The organism is Nocardia sp. MDA0666 (assembly GCF_003023875.1).
Taxonomy (GTDB): domain Bacteria; phylum Actinomycetota; class Actinomycetes; order Mycobacteriales; family Mycobacteriaceae; genus Nocardia; species Nocardia aobensis.
Genome location: NZ_PYHT01000033.1, coordinates 1 through 14,815, shown reverse-complemented (window position 1 = coordinate 14,815; position 14,815 = coordinate 1). Strand labels below are relative to the sequence as shown.

General features: G+C 67.6%; 13 protein-coding genes and 1 pseudogene. 11 read left to right on the top strand and 3 right to left on the bottom strand.

Annotation, left to right across the window (positions count from 1 at the left end; translation table 11 throughout):
• Positions 1-31: 31 nt before the first annotated feature.
• Complete coding sequence (locus C8258_RS29720; protein ID WP_106957996.1) at positions 32-775, top strand: SDR family NAD(P)-dependent oxidoreductase; 744 nt, start codon at positions 32-34, stop codon at positions 773-775.
• On the opposite strand, the gene C8258_RS29715 is transcribed toward C8258_RS29720, so the two are convergent.
• The 3 genes from C8258_RS29715 to C8258_RS29705 form a co-directional block, all read right to left on the bottom strand.
• The gene (locus C8258_RS29715) at positions 772-1,200 is read right to left on the bottom strand and encodes a DUF6508 domain-containing protein (RefSeq protein WP_146161364.1); all 429 of its coding nucleotides are present in this window, start codon (positions 1,198-1,200) and stop codon (positions 772-774) included. The genes C8258_RS29720 and C8258_RS29715 overlap by 4 nt on opposite strands.
• A gap of 83 nt (positions 1,201-1,283) precedes the next feature.
• The gene (locus C8258_RS29710; protein WP_106957968.1) at positions 1,284-2,789 is read right to left on the bottom strand and encodes a phosphatase PAP2 family protein; all 1,506 of its coding nucleotides are present in this window, start codon (positions 2,787-2,789) and stop codon (positions 1,284-1,286) included.
• 48 nt (positions 2,790-2,837) lie between these two features.
• The gene (locus C8258_RS29705; RefSeq protein ID WP_106957967.1) at positions 2,838-3,545 is read right to left on the bottom strand and encodes a MerR family transcriptional regulator; all 708 of its coding nucleotides are present in this window, start codon (positions 3,543-3,545) and stop codon (positions 2,838-2,840) included.
• 323 nt (positions 3,546-3,868) lie between these two features.
• Between C8258_RS29705 and C8258_RS29700 the strand changes: the two genes are divergently transcribed.
• From C8258_RS29700 to C8258_RS33435, 10 genes and pseudogenes are all read left to right on the top strand, one after another.
• On the top strand, positions 3,869-4,291 hold the full coding sequence (locus C8258_RS29700; protein WP_146161363.1) for a hypothetical protein: 423 nt from the start codon (positions 3,869-3,871) through the stop codon (positions 4,289-4,291).
• A 45-nt stretch (positions 4,292-4,336) separates the two neighbouring features.
• On the top strand, positions 4,337-5,227 hold the full coding sequence (locus C8258_RS29695) for an ROK family protein (protein WP_106957966.1): 891 nt from the start codon (positions 4,337-4,339) through the stop codon (positions 5,225-5,227).
• A gap of 225 nt (positions 5,228-5,452) precedes the next feature.
• On the top strand, positions 5,453-6,604 hold the full coding sequence (locus C8258_RS29690; RefSeq protein WP_255420476.1) for a GAF domain-containing protein: 1,152 nt from the start codon (positions 5,453-5,455) through the stop codon (positions 6,602-6,604).
• Positions 6,605-6,690: 86 nt separating this feature from the next.
• The gene (locus C8258_RS29685; RefSeq protein WP_233225429.1) at positions 6,691-7,701 is read left to right on the top strand and encodes a conjugal transfer protein; all 1,011 of its coding nucleotides are present in this window, start codon (positions 6,691-6,693) and stop codon (positions 7,699-7,701) included.
• Between the two features lie 18 nt (positions 7,702-7,719).
• Positions 7,720-7,989 carry a hypothetical protein gene (locus tag C8258_RS29680; protein WP_036509625.1) on the top strand — a complete coding sequence of 90 codons (270 nt, stop codon included), beginning with the start codon at positions 7,720-7,722 and terminating at the stop codon, positions 7,987-7,989.
• On the top strand, positions 7,979-8,503 hold the full coding sequence (locus C8258_RS29675) for a hypothetical protein (RefSeq protein WP_199195895.1): 525 nt from the start codon (positions 7,979-7,981) through the stop codon (positions 8,501-8,503). The genes C8258_RS29680 and C8258_RS29675 overlap by 11 nt, the downstream gene beginning before the upstream one ends.
• Entirely contained in the window at positions 8,503-11,031 is a 2,529-nt protein-coding gene (locus C8258_RS29670) for an ATP-binding protein (RefSeq protein ID WP_106957964.1), read from the top strand. The genes C8258_RS29675 and C8258_RS29670 overlap by 1 nt, the downstream gene beginning before the upstream one ends.
• 12 nt (positions 11,032-11,043) lie before the next feature.
• Complete coding sequence (locus C8258_RS29665; RefSeq protein ID WP_106957963.1) at positions 11,044-13,620, top strand: hypothetical protein; 2,577 nt, start codon at positions 11,044-11,046, stop codon at positions 13,618-13,620.
• A 48-nt stretch (positions 13,621-13,668) separates the two neighbouring features.
• A complete protein-coding gene (locus C8258_RS29660; RefSeq protein WP_146161362.1) occupies positions 13,669-14,505 on the top strand; it encodes a hypothetical protein in 837 nt (278 codons plus the stop codon).
• Positions 14,502-14,815 (top strand): annotated as a pseudogene (locus C8258_RS33435) (hypothetical protein); the annotation flags it as partial. The gene C8258_RS29660 and the pseudogene C8258_RS33435, both read left to right, overlap by 4 nt.

The window sequence follows — 14,815 nt, the reverse complement described above, 5'->3', positions numbered from 1 at the left end:
GCCCGAAACCCCTGCGGGCACACGGGGCGCGATGGTGATCGGCGGCGGTTCGGGCATCGGCCGCGCCACCGGACATGCGTTCGCGCGCGACGGTTTTCGCGTCGTGGTCGCCGATGTGAATCTCGAGGCGGCACGGACGGTGGCGGCCGAGATCGGCGGTGCGGCGAGCGCGGTGGCGCTCGACGTCACCGACGAGGCCTCGGTGGCCGCCGGCTTCGACGCGAGCGGCGACCTCCACGCGGTGGTGAACTGCGCCGGTCTGTCACTGCCCGGACCGATCACCGAACTCGAACTGGCACACTGGAAGACGACCGTCGACGTCTGCCTCACCGGATCCTTCCTGGCGATCAAATACGCGGGCCGCCACCTCGCCGACGGCGGATCCATCACCTGCGTCGCCTCCCTCAACGGCCGCCAGCCCGGCACCGGAATGGCCGGTTACTGTTCGGCCAAGGCGGGTGTGCTGATGCTGGTGGAGGTCGCGGCGCTGGAGTTGGCCGAGCGCGGCATCCGGGTGAACGCGATCAGTCCGGGCCTGGTCGAAACCCCGCTGGTCGCCGGTATCGCGTATGTGCCGGGGTTGACCGAGGAATACCTCGAGAACACCCCGCTCGGGCGCAGCGGCCGACCCGAGGAGATCGCCGAGATGGCGGCCTTCCTGGCCTCCGACCGGGCGAGCTGGATGACCGGTGCGGCCATCGATCTCAACGGCGGCGCGCATCTGAAGCGCTATCCCGACGTCCTCGCCCGGGTGCGCGCGCTGGCCGAGGGTTAACGTCCCGCGTGCGGGTAGGTGTGCTGATGCAGACGGTGCAGGAGCGCCTGCATCAGCCCCGACTCGAAGGCCGAGGCCAGCGTGCCCTCGGTGAAGCGGTCCGCGCGGACCAGCAGGGTGAGGTATTGCAGGCACTGCTGGGCCGTGCAGGTCGCCAGCACCGCGCGGTCGCGGCGCTGGATCACCTGCTGCCCTTCTTCCCAAGCGCCCCAATTGAAGTGGGTCAGCAGCAGATGCCGATCGACCAGGAAGCGCACCACCTCGTCCAGGACCGGCGCCTTCCGCGACCGGGCCGCGGCGGCGGTGCCGGCGGCGGCTTTGTCGACCCGGCACACCAGATCGGTGAGCACGCCGCGATCGTGTGCGGTCAGCCGCGCCAGAGCGGCCTCGGCCGATTCGACCGTCATGGGATTGGCCTGCGTCACGATCCGACACCTCCGTCATGTGAAAACTAGGGATTTCATACCATGAGGTGTGTACTTCTTCTCGGCGCAGTCTCCGGTGCGGGCTAGGGGCGGGGCCCCGAATCACGGTCGGCAACCCGGAATACCGGCAGTGTCGCCGGATCGCCGATGAAATCGAAAGACGCACCGCGCGTGTCGACTTCGCCGTCGGTGGCCAGCGAAATCGGCGGTCCGTCCACGCGTACCCGCAACTTGTCCGCACGCCGATGGACGTAGGTGGGCGAATCACCGAGGGTTCCCGTGAGCGAGGCCCAGATCAGCCGCGCCCGCGAGAACCGCCGATCCGCCCGCAGATACCGGATATCGAGTCCCGCCCCGTGCAGATCGGTTCGGGCCGTGGGCACTTGGTCGCCGGGGCGATAGGTTCCGTTGCCCACGAACAACATCCACACCGAGGCCGGCTCGCCGTCGATGGTGGCGCGCAGCGGCTGGGCGCGCACGAGCACGCAGACCATCGCCACCGCGGCGGCCGGCCATTTGCCGATGCGATGTTCCCAGCGTTCGCGCAGCCGGACGAAATCCGGATAACCGCCCAGGCTGGCGGTGTTCACCAGCGTGCGTTCGCTGCCGTCGTCCAGCCGCACCCGCGCGGTGTCGGCCAGCGCCAGTTGACCGGAGGAGAGGGCGATGACGGTGGCGGCGATATCCTCGACACCCACGTCGCGGGCGAAATGGTTCAGGGTGCCGCCCGGGAAGACGGCCAGCGGGAGCCCGTGTCGCACAGCCGCTTCCGCGACCGCCGAGACCGTGCCGTCCCCGCCCAGAACGCCGAGCGCGCGAATCGAACCGGATCGCACCCGGGCGTCGATCTCGGCGTCCAAGTCGACATCGTCGCCGAGTTCGAGCAGAACCGCCTCCGGCAGCTTCCGGATCAGATCGGCCAGCAGTCCGCCGCCGTCGCCGCTACCGGCATTCGGATTCGCGACCAACAGCAGGCCCTCGCCGCCGATCAGCGGTTCGATCCGCTGGGCCGGGCCGACCGTCGCGGGTTCGTCGCGACGCACCGCCCACCATCGCCTGGTGCCGACCGCGACGGCGGCGCCGAGTGCCGCGCCGGCGAGCACGTCGGTGGGCCAGTGCACGCCCACGTGGACCCGCGAATATGCGACCGCCGCCGCCACCGGCGCCACGGCGACCGCCAGCGCCGGTGATTCCTGCGCCACTCCGGTGACGAAGGCCGCCGCCGAGGCGGCGTGGCCGGAGGGGAACGACGAGGAGATCGGCGGCGAGATCAGGCGCCGCATCTGCGGCACCGCCTCGGCGGGGGGGCGGCGCCGCGGGAACAGTGGTTTGCCGACGCCGTTGGCCAGCCCGCTCGCGATGCCGACGGCGACGAGTCCGCGGGCCCCGGCACGGCGCGCAGGCGTGGTCCCGAAGGCGATGGCACCCACGCCCGCCGCGATCCACAGTCGATTGGCATTGGCGGCGTGGCTCAGCGAGCGCAGAACGGTATCGGCGGCACTCGGCCGCAACCGCGCGCTCCGGTCGACCAGTCGCCGATCCAGCGTATTGATTCCGCGAACCCGCCGCGGGACGAGAGGCCTGCGCATTCCCAGAGCCTACCGGCCCGGTGCGACGGGCACGGCGAACAACCGGACTTATCGGGCAGCCTCGTTGGGTGCGGGCAGTTCCGCGTGCCGGGCGAAGGCCTGGTCGATGAGCTCGGAGGCGGCGCGGGTGACGATCAGACGGGCGATGGCCACCTCGGTTTCCAGCCGCGCGCGGTCCTTGCTGTCGCGCTGTGAGCGCTCGTAGGCCTGCCCGGCCAGGCAGTAGAACAATTCGGTGGCGTAGCGGTCGGCTATCTGGTTGCAGTCCCCGCGCAGCCGCTCGACGAGTTGGAAGGCGGTGGTGTCGGGCACCCCGCTGTCGATCAGGCGCGCGGCGAGGTCGCCGCAGCGCGGATTGGCGACCCGGTAGGCCTCCAGGGGGTCGGAACTGCCGGCCAGTGCCTGTTTGACGTAGTCGGGCAGATCCGCGAGCGGATCGTCGTTGTTCGGCTTCTCCTGTGCGGCAGCGGGTTCGCGCTCGCCCGGAGCGTCGCTGACCCCGAGGACATCGGCGAGCCCGTCGCCACGATCCCAGGCCTCGAGCAGTTCACGGATTCCGTTGAGCTTCATACCCCGGCTGAGCAGCCGGCTGATCGTGTGCAGTCGCTCCAGGTGATCGGATCCGTAGTAGCCGATGCGGCCCCGGACTTCCGGTGACGGCAACAACCCCCGTTCGTGGTACACGCGGACACTGCGCACGGTGGTGTCTGCTGCCCGCGCCAGCTCGTCGATCGTGTACTCCGAGTGCACAGCCATACCTCTTAGGAAATCACAACTTACCCCGTAGAAAAACGGACCGTACAAAAACGTCCCGTTAAGTGACGATACATCCGTGCAACGACTTGGTCAATGTGCCGTTAAATAGCGGCGGAAGTGGTTGCTGACAGCCAAATCGTGGGTTAACGTGCCGAGTACAGCAGTTCGCTGCTGGTTGCCGGGGACTGTTGAGCAGCCCCGATGCCCGCCCGACCATGGGCCACGTCTGCGAACCACACGGTGATTGCACACGTGTGTCCTCGGCATCCCCGGAGACGGAAATGAGCACAATCCACTCGCGTCGGCTTCCCCTCGGATCCCCTGTGCCGACCGCACTTTCACCTCTACCCGCGCCGTCGGCGACGGTGCGCTCCGCGCACCGGCCCCCCTGTGCGGACGGCCCCGACGACTGGGATCTCGACGTGGGCAACCCCGAATCCTGGCGCGCCGCAGTGCGGATCTGTTCCGGCTGCCCGCTGCTGACCGAATGTTCCCAGCTCGCACAGACTCTCATCACGCGCGGGGACGGCCCCCGCGCGATGATCTGGGCCGGAGTCGCCTACGACAGCGCGGGCAAGATCGTGGAGAACCTGGACCGCCACCGCACCGCGCCGATCGACCACAAACGCCCGCTGCGCATCATCCGTACCGGCGCGCGGCCGGTCTGTGCCGAACCCGCGCCGCCCACACCGCGGCGGCGTATCGTGCTCGGGCATCGGCTGCGGCCGACCGGGATCGGCGCGTGACGAACGCGCCGATGGATGGAAACGATTGTGGCGGTGGGTGACTGAATGACGGTTCTGGCTCTGCAGATCGGTGCGGACGGCTTCGCGGCGTGCCGGGTGGCCGACGATGTCGAGGAAGACGACGTCCGCCGCGTTCCGATACCGGCCGCCGGCACCTGGGAAGTGTGCCGCGACCTGCTCGTCGAGGCGGCCGAGGGCCAGGACGTCACCGCCGTCGGAATCGCCTCGCCGGGCCCGATCGACATGTCCGCCGGTGTGGTGGCGCCCGTCGAGATACCCGAGTGGCGAACCGGTTTCGCGCTGACGCAAGCGGTGGGCAAACTGTTCCCGGCGGCGAATGTGCAGATCGGCCTCGACGGGGTGTGTATGTCGCTGGCCGAGCGCAACTTCGGGGCCACCAGTGACGTCATGGACGCGCTGTCGGTGCTGGTCTCCGACCGGATCGCCGCGGGCGTATCGGTCGGCGGGTTCTCCGTCGTCGGGCGCACCGGCAATGCGGGACATTTCGGCCACGTGCTCGTTCCGGGCTTCGACGACCCCTGTGAATGCGGTGGTCGTGGCTGTGTCGAGGCCGTGGCCGGTGGGCGGTCGCTGCTTCGCTGGGCGCGGGCCCAGGGCTTCGGCGGCACGACCGTGGCCGAACTGAACGCCGCGGCGGCGGACGGGGATTCCGTGGCGACCGAGGGCTTGCAGCGGGCGGGCACGGCACTGGGCCGGGCCATCGCCTCGGTGGCGCCCCTGCTCGACTTCGACCTGGTGGTGCTGGGCGGCACGGTGTCCAAAGCCGGTCCGGCGCTGTGGAAACCGTTGAACGCGGCAGTGGCGACGCACGCCCGTATCGGCTTTCTCACCGGGCTGCGGGTGATCCCGTCGGAGATCGACGACATCGGCGTACTGGCCGGTGCCGGAGTGCTCGGCATCATGGCCGGCGGCTGAATCGAACCGTACTCGTACCGAAGAGCCGATACCGGAGCGTCTTCCGTCCTATGGTGGGATGAAGTGCTCCGGTCGGTTTGTTATGCCTTCGGTCGGCTCACCTGCTACCTGCGGAAATGCCGAAACCTGTTGATTGAACCGCTATCTAACGGTACATTAAACAGGTAACGAGCTGACTCGTCGGAGTCAGATCCCCCGGAGGAACGGCTGGTACGGGCGAGCGCGATGCGAAGCGACGCAGTAATCCCATGGATAACCATTGAGACGTTGATGCCGGACGTGATGACGGTGGCATCGGTGGGGGAGACGCCGCGTGAGTTCGCGAGCTGGCAGCGAGTCGTGCAGCGGGTGCTGACGAAGATGCCGGCGGTATACGACAGCCTCACCACCGCGCGGCTTGCCGATGCGCTGTATTCGGCACGGGACCGGGCCGAGGAGGTGGATCTGCGGATCCCGACCCGGGCCGGACAACACGAACTGAAGCTGCGGCCGGTCTTCGGTCCGGCCGGCGACGTGCACGGCCTGCGGCTGTGGATCGGCCCGGCCGCGGCCACGGTCGCCGAGCCGCGTCCCGCGGTCGGCGCGATCTGGGATCTGGACTCCCAGACCGTGCAGCAGCCCAGCGGGATCACCCGACTGCCCGGCGTGGACGTGCAGGAATATGTGCCCCGGATGTCGATCGCCGAGGTGTTCCACCGCATGACGGCCTTCGATCGCCATTCGGAAGTGCTCGATCTGCTCTACGAGCCCAAGGCCGGCGCCAAGATGCAATTCGACGTGGCGGTGCCGCACAACTCCGGCAGGCCCGGCCGCTGGCGGGTCACCATCCGCGCGCGCGACGACGACCGCACCCGCGGCGCGTGGTGGCTGATCGAGGATGTGTCCTCCGACGACCAGCCCGCGACGTGGTCGACGCTCGAGCGCGTCGGACTGCGCGAGGCGCATCGACGAGCCGGAACCCATCTGGCGGTCATCGAACTCGAGCACACCAGCATCTCGCACTGGCTCACCGATCCGGCGCCGTGGATGCGCTGGGACTACCTGTTCCGTCCGGTGGACGTCTTCCATCCCGACGACCGTGGCCGGCTGATCGAACTCAGCGGACGGCTGGCGGCCGGGGACACGGCCGGAGTGACGGTGCGAGCGCTCAATTACGGCGGCGGCTACACACCGACCTCGATGCTGCTGTATCCGTATCCGGGATATTCGACGCGGCAGCTGGCCATCGCGCAATTGGTTCGGGTCGCCGACGACGTCCCGATGATGGAACCGCATCGCGAGGCGTTCGCGGCGCGGAACCATCGGGTGCCGATCGGTTACGACGATCAACTTCAGCACCGGCTCGCCTTTCGCATGAATCGCAGCCCGGTGTATTGACGCCCACGCCGGTATCGCCGGCCGAGTTCCCATCCGGGGGAATAGCTGAAACGGGTAACGTGGTGCAGCTCTCTACCATTTCGAGAGTGCGGACATCGGCTGGCAGACGGGCGGATTCGGGCGAGGAGTTACTTCGCCGGATGGCCGCTCGCCGCCGCCGCGACAATGCCGTATTCGCCGTCCTCGCCGTGCTGGCGGTCCTCGGTGGCGGGCACGCGGTACTGAGCTGGTTCGCCACACCGCCGCCGGGGCCTTCCGACGCCACGACCACCACGATCGTCGGAAATGCGCAATTGGCGGAATCGTTCGCGCAGGAATTCGTGGTGACCTACCTGTCGGCGACGAACGGGCAGCAGGAGAAGCTCGCCGAATTCGTCGACGCACAGCAGATGACGCTCCCGTCCACGCCACGGCAGGTCTCCGATCCGATCGTCGTCTTCGCCTCGCGCAGTATCGGCAACAGCAGTATGGACGTCTGGGCGGTGACCGTATCGGTCCGCGTCGCGAAAACCGGTGCGGCGGGCGGACTTCGCGAGTACTACCGCGTGCCGGTCTCGGTCGCCCCCGACGGCCGCCGCCGCGCGCTGGCACTCCCGTCGGCGGTCGGCGCGCCCGGCCGCGGCAACGACCTGGTGCTGAACTACGAGATCTCCTGCGGCACCGACACTCCGCTGGCGCAGGTAGCGTCCGGATTCCTCGCCGCCTACCTCACCGGCTCCGGCGACGTGGCCCGCTACGTCACGCCCAACTCCGGGATCGCGGCCCTGCAACCGGCCCCGTACACGGCCGTCGAGACGACCACGGTGTCGTCGGAGGACGCGAGCTGTGGTGCGAGCGCGGGCTCGGCGAAAGTGCTCGCCACGATCAATCCGAAGGCCGGCGCCGGCGCCGCCCCCACTCTGGCCTATCCGCTCACGATGATCCGCAACTCGGGACAGTGGCAGGTGCAATCCATGGATGCCCTTCCGGCCCTGCGCAACCCGATGGCGGTCGTCTCCGGCGCACAGACGCAGGACTCCGCCAAGGCGTCCGCTTCCGGCACTCCGACCACCGCACCGTCGACCGCGGTCTCGGTCCCACCGGCGACACAGAACTGATCCGGAAAGGACGGCGTCATGGGAAGTCAACTCGGCTACATCCTCTTCAACATCCTGCAATTCGTGCGCTGGGCAGGCATCATCATCATCGCGATCGCGGGTATGACGCTGCTCATCTCCGAGGGGGTGAAATCGAAACTGTCCCCCGGAAAGGTGCTCGGCGTCGCGGCGTCGGCCATCGTGGCGGCGATCCTGTTCTGGATCCTGCCGACCGTGGTGAACTACGCCCGGGTGGACTCCAACCGGATCGTGCCGGATCAGCCCGTCGGCGGAGTGTATGGCCACTGAGCTGATCAAGGTCTACACGCCGATCAAACGTGTCCCGATCATGATCGGCAAGGCCCAGAACGGGCAGAAGCTTCCGTTCGGGCCGTACACCCTGCCGCAGATCATCTCCGGCGTGGTGGTGATCCTGATCGCCTCGGTCCTGGCGATGGCCCTGCCGATCAACCCGGCGGTGACCTTCTTGATCGGGGTGGCCCTGACCGTCGCCGTGGTGTTCGGCATCGGCCTGATTCCGTACACCGGCGTGCGGCTGACCTCCCGCGTGATGTGGGTGGGACGGTTGATCCTGATTCGAAAGCCGGTGTCCGCCTCCGGAATTCCGGTGACCACCGACTCCGCGCGGCACACGATGTACGTCGAGGAGAGCATCGTGGTGATCCTGCCCGATCGACGGGCCGACCCCGTGGAGCCGCAACCACCGCGGACCCGTGCGCTGCCCGGGAATGTGCTCGACAGATGGAGTAGGACGTTGGCGAAGATGAGCGACGACAGTGTGCCCGCGGGGGAGCGTGGCTGATGGCATTCGTTCGCGATCTACAACCGACCGCGGCGGTGCGCGGGAATCTCCAGTTCACCCACGCCGGACTGGTGACCGCCACCTATTTCATCAATCCCCTCGGCTACGGACTGCGCCGGTCGGGCGATAAGCACAATGTGAAATCGGCGCACCACGCGCTGGTGAACAGCCTGCCCGCCGGTTCGCTGCTGTTGGGCATTCAAGCCCGGCTCAATACGCTGGACGTACTGAGCAAAATGGTCGAGGGCGTGGATCTCGACGAATGCGAGGACTACGCCCTCGAGGTGGTCGCCTCCTACGAGCGGGTGCAGGCGATCCTGCCGCAGACGCGGATATTCCTGCTGAGCATTCCGGTGGGCAATGCCGGCGCCGGGATCTCCGGGCTGTCGCGGATGTGGCGCAGTGGGTCGACGGCGGTCGACGTCTCGTCGATTTCGCGAGAGGCGCTCGATCAATACGACGAGAAGGCCAACGAGATCCTGTCCCGCATCGGCGGTGACTTCGATCCGGTTCCGGTGCCGGCCGCGATATTCCAGTGGATGTGGGAGCACTATCTCTCCCGTGGCGCCGCGGGTGATCCGGTCGCGCCCACCCGTGCGGGAGTGATCGACGACGCCACCGCCGCGGTGTTTCGCTCCGCCGCCCTCGACGAGGGGGCCCAGGCCGACAGCAGCCGCCGCGTGCGCCCGTCGTTCGTACCGGTGATCAAGGTCGTGCAGCCCGACTACGAATTCCGCCCGTCGTATCAGGCCATGCTCACCCCGCACGCATTTCCCTACGGCGGCATGCCTTTTCCCGGGGGCAGCGAATTCCTCGGTGTGCTCGAAGGAATGGACGACGTCACGGTCGACTGGGCGATGCGGGTATCGACCAAACCGGCCGAATCCGTACTCAAGAGCAATGAACTGAATCTGCGCCGCCTCGGCGAACAGATGGATCAGCGTGACCAGGAGATCTCGTTCGCGCAGAACACCCTGATGTCCAAGGCGGCGATGCTCGCCGAGTACAACCATCACTTCGAGGTCAACAGCGGTGAATCGGAGGTGTCGTTCACCACGGTGATCGCGGTGGGCAGCTCCTCGCACGAGACCACGATGGACGCCGTCAACACGCTCAAGCGGCGCTACAAGCGTTTCCAGGTCGAGATGACCGCACCACTGGGAGCACAGGTCGATCTGTGGTCGATGATGATTCCCGGCAGTCCGCACCGCCGCGCCTACGACGACTTCGCGCACATCCTGCCCTCGGATATGTGGGCGGGTTTCGTACCGTTCACCACCAGTCAGATCGGTGACGACAGCGGGCCCGTCATCGGGGTGAACCTGCTCTCGGGCAATTACGAGCCGATTCATTTCGGGATCATGGAGGCGGCGCTGCACGATCTGTCCGCCTCGTTCGCCGTCACCGGCGAATTGGGTTCGGGCAAATCGTATTTCCTGAAACTGATGGCCGTGCTCGTGCACGATATGGGCGGGCAGTTCCTCGCCATCGACCGCAGTCAGGTGGGGGAGTGGGAGTACTTCGCCTCCTCCATCGACAATGCCGTCGTCATCGATCTGAGTAATCCGACCGTCTCCCTCGACCCGTTGCGATTGTTCGCGCCCCGGGTCGCGGGGGAGCGGACCCTGGATTCCATTCTGCCGCTGCTGGATCTGTCGCCGACCAGTGGCGCCGGCGCGGCGATGAGCAGTCTGCTCACGCCTCGCGGCATCGCCGAACACGGCATTCGCAGCATGCTGGACCTGCACGATGTGGTCTGCCGGTTGCGCGACAGCGGCGCCGGTGACGAATTCGCGGATCTGGCCGCGCGCCTGGGCACCATTCTCGATCGGGTTCCGGTGCTGTTCGACCCGACGCTGCCGGTGCTGCGGCTCGATGCCGCCGCCACCGTGGTGCGCAGCCACAATCTGGCGCTGCCCACCGCCGAGGAATTGACCACCCCGCACCTCTACAACCGGCTGCCGCTGACCAAGCGGCTGGGCACCGCACTCTACGAACTCGTGGGAGTCGCTGCGCGCGAAGCATTTCTGTCCGACAACGGCCGGTTCGGACTTCTCGTCGGGGACGAGGCCCACCACTTCACCCAGACCCACGTCGGATCGGCCGTCACATCCGATTTCAGCCGCGACGGCCGAAAGCACCTGGCCGCCATCGGTTTGGCCTCCCACGATCCGGCCACCGACTTCCAGGGGGCGGCGCACAATCTGATCCCCAACCGTTTCGTCTTCCGGCAGCGCGACGAAACGCTGGCGCGCAACAGTTTGCAGTGGCTGGGCGTCGACCTGGAGGAGACTCCGTTCCTGCTGCAGGTGCTGCGAGAGGAGACCTCACCGCCCAGCGGGCCGGGACGCACCGTGCCGGACGAACGCCGCGGTGAGATGTTCATGCGCGATGCGCTCAACCGCATCGGCCGCGGAAAGGTCTTCGGCCCGGCCCGGCCGGATCGCGCGGAGGCGATCGGCAGTACGCCGCAGACCGCGGGAGCCGGTGCGCGCCGGTCGGCGGTGGCCCGGCAGGTTTCGGTGTGAGCGGAAGTCCGGATGAGTACCTCTAGCACCGTTCCCGACCGCCGTCGCGGTCCGCGACTGTTCGACAGGCGCGGTCCGCGACTGTTCGACGCCTCCCGCCAGCTCGAGTTCTGGGACGCCGAGCAGTGGCAACCGCGCGTGGTCGCCCGCCGCTGCTGGCGCCGGCTGACCTCGACCCGGCGGCGCCGGTGGATCACCTGGTCGGCGATCGTCGTGGTGGTCTTCCTGGTCGTCCCGATGGTGGTCGGCGCGGTCGCCACCGCGGCTGTCGAGACCGAGACCGAGGGGCCGGGCGGCAACAGCGCGCTGGGCTGGACGAAAGTTCGCGACTCCTACGGTGTTTCGCTCGCCGATTACGTCTACGCGACCAATCACGGCGGCATCCTGCACCCCGGCAACACCGGGCTGGCGATCGTGCTCGGCCTGCTGTTCGCCTTTTTCATGGTGCTGGTCACACTGCCGACCTGGATGGTCGGCTGGGTGCTCGACTTCGGCTGGTTGAATGTCTTCAGCGCGCCGTTGAACGGGGTGGCGCACGCCCTGTCCGGGCAGCTGGCGACGCCGATCATGTTGGCGACCTTCGCATCCTTCGGTGCCTTCTTCGCCGCCTACTTCTTCCAGCGCGGTTTTCACGCCAAGGCCGTGGTCCAAGTGCTCACGATGCTCGTGGTCGCGGTGATCGGACCGGTCTATCTGTCCGATCCGCTCGGTGAGGTGCTGTCCTCACACGGGCTGCTGGCGGAGGGACGCAACGTCGGACTGTCGGTCTCGGCGGGCTTGAACGGCAACAGCAATCCCGATCCGTCCGCCATGGTGCCGACCCTGCAGGAGGATATGGCCGACAATTTCGCGCGCCGCCCATTGCAGGTGTGGAATTTCGGCCACGTCGTCGACGATCGGCCCGGATGCGCGGCGGCCTGGTCGGCCGGTGTGCGGTCGGGCAGCGAAGGCAAGATCAAGGACGGGATGAAGTCGTGCGGGGACCAGGCGGCCGCCCGCGCGGCCGACAACCCGAGCTTCGGGCAGATCGGCGCCGGTCTACTGCTGCTGATCACCGCGACGGTCCTGCTCATCTTCGCCGCCTACCTGTCGCTCAAGATCATCTGGTCGGCCCTGGACTCGGTGTACTGGGGAATCATGACGATCTTCGGATTCGCCGGTGGCGGACTGGTTTACGGCCCGACTCAGACGTTCACCGTGCGCGCGGTCGTGCACGGCATGATGTCCGCGGTGCGCATGTGCGTCCAGATCATCGCGCTCGGGGTCTATCTCCTGTTCTTCGGAGATCTGTTCCGGCAGGCCAAGGGCCAGGAGATGTCGGTGTTCGTCATCGGCGCCATCGTCATGATCGTCGGCCTCCTCCAGTTCAAGCGGCTGACCGCCAGCCTGGACAGCGGAAACGAATGGGTGGCCAACAGATTCGCGCTCGCCATCCAGAGCCCGGGGCGCGGCGGCGGCGGTGGCGGTGGTGGCGGGGGCCATGCGCTGGGGATGGGCGAAATGGGCGCGCACCACAAGTTGGGCAGCGGGACGATGATGGCCGTCATGGCCGGCGCGAGCACCATCTCGAATTCGCCTCTGACCGAATGGTTGCTCGGCGCCCTTCCGGGCGGCTTTCACCCGCAGTCGAGGATGAAGAAGTTGATGGCCGAAGCACAGGCCGGCGCGTGGGTGGACGAGAAGCGATTCGGCGGCAAGCGGGGCTGGTACGTCCAGTCCATGGCGAAGTGGGAAGCCTTGAGTCAGGAGGCGCGCAAAGGCGCACGCGCATACGGGGGTTCCCGGGGAATCGAATCCATTCGCGGGATGGCCGGCGCGATTCAGGGCGTGCTGGACGCGGATGGTGGTATCGCCGACTCGCACGGCGCGATGCTCGGTGCGGGGCTGAAGAACGACAGACTGGGCCACATCGTCGGGCGGTCCCGGAAGATCATCGCCGACAACGCCAGCAGTGAGAGTGTGGCGGACAAGGACCTCAGCCTGCTGGTCGCCGCGCTGCGCCGGAGCCAGAACTCGGCGCGTCTGCTCGTCAACGGGAAGGGCGATGCGGTGGAAACCGCCGCCGATTTCGCGAATCTGGAGCAGGCATCGCGTGCGTTCCGGCGGATCAAGCGTGGCGGTGTCGCCTTGGATGGTGGGGCGGCGTCAGGCGTCGAGCGGGATTTCGTCAAGGATTACATGCTGAACCCCACGAAAGAAAAGATGGTGGCACTGCAGGCCGTTATCGATGGTGACGACCTCACTTCGGGGGCTCTCGCCAGCAACAAAGGTGCGCAGGACCTGCTCAGAATCGGAATCAACGGAACCAGCAGGCTGTCTCGCGAACGTGCGGCTCGAATGAGCCAGTGGATCGGCAACGAGCACGCGAAGGACATCCAGAAAGCGACCGAACATCTGATGGAGGATGTGACCGATGCCAACCGGATCAGAGACCTCAGAACGCTGGTCTTCGACGCGGTGAATACCGACCACTGGGCCAGCGGTGCTCAGGGAACTCCTTGGAACTCGGTGGCCCCGAGGGGCCAGAACAACGCCAACCCCAACTGGCAGAGCCGAATGGCCGAGGTCGCGAGATATCTGCAGCCGTAGGACGAGGTCGGAAGGTACGCAATGCTGGGTCGGTTCATACTCCTTTCGTTGATCCCGGCGTGGGTGTGGATCGGGCTGCTCGTGGTAGCGGCACTGTTCGGATTGGCCACCGTGCTGGTGGTCGCCACCGACAGCTCCGGGTCGGCGGCCTCGGCGGATTTCCGGTACCAGTGCGACAGTGCGCTGGGGCCGGACGAGCAGAGCACCACCGATACGAGCGCGAACACCGGAACGACCGAGACGATCCAGCCGTCGGATATTCCGACCGCCAATCCCTTCGCCGAAATCACCGTCGCCCCCGACGATTCCGAGGTGTCGGGATGGGAGCGCGATTGTGTGACGGCGATGCAGTCCGCGCCGTACCAACTGCCGGCGCTGCGAACGGCCAATGCCGGTGCCGCGGTCGACTGCGCCAGGCAGATCGCGCTCGCGGAGGTGGGACAGTCGATGGCGGCGGCCACGCTGGTGAAGAACGTGATCTATCAGGCATCGGCGGTGTGGACCACCGGCCGCTGCGGGGTACTGGGCGCGGCACCCGGTGACCCGGCCGCGAGCGCGGGGCGCCCGGGAGCCGAGCCCGCGCCGGCGGCCGCCGGTTGCGGACAGTCCGCGCAGAACCCCGGGACCGATGTCTCCTCGGTGGTCGTTCTGCCGGATACCATTGCCGCCCAGGGTCTTTGCGGTCAGCGGGTCGAAACCGACCGGGTGTCGGCCGGGGATCTGGTGTTCTGGGACTACCGGTCGCATATGCCGACCAGGGTGGGTATCGCGGTCGGCCCGTCTGCGGTGGTGACCGCCGACCCGATATCCGGCGGCGTGCTGGAGACCGGCATGCCCAGCGGTGCCGGGGTACGAGTGAAACGGGTCCTGGGGAGCGGAACATGACCAGTGCGGAAGTATGGCATACCGGCCTCGACCCGGTCCCGGAACCGGAGTCGAATGCCGAGCCCGAACACGACGGTGAGAATCCGCCGAGTCCGGGCACGCCGTGGACGAAGCCGGGACAGCGCAAGCCGGGCGGATCGGGTACGTCGGCACCGCCGGCTCCCGGTTCCGGTGCAGCGCAAGCGGATCCGAGCAAGCAGGCGGCGCCGGGAGAGGGAACCCCCGCTGCCCCGCCGGCCGCCGGTTGCGGTGGAACGGCACCCGCCCCGGCACCGGGCGTGGCCGCTTGTACCGGGCCACCGGTTCCGAC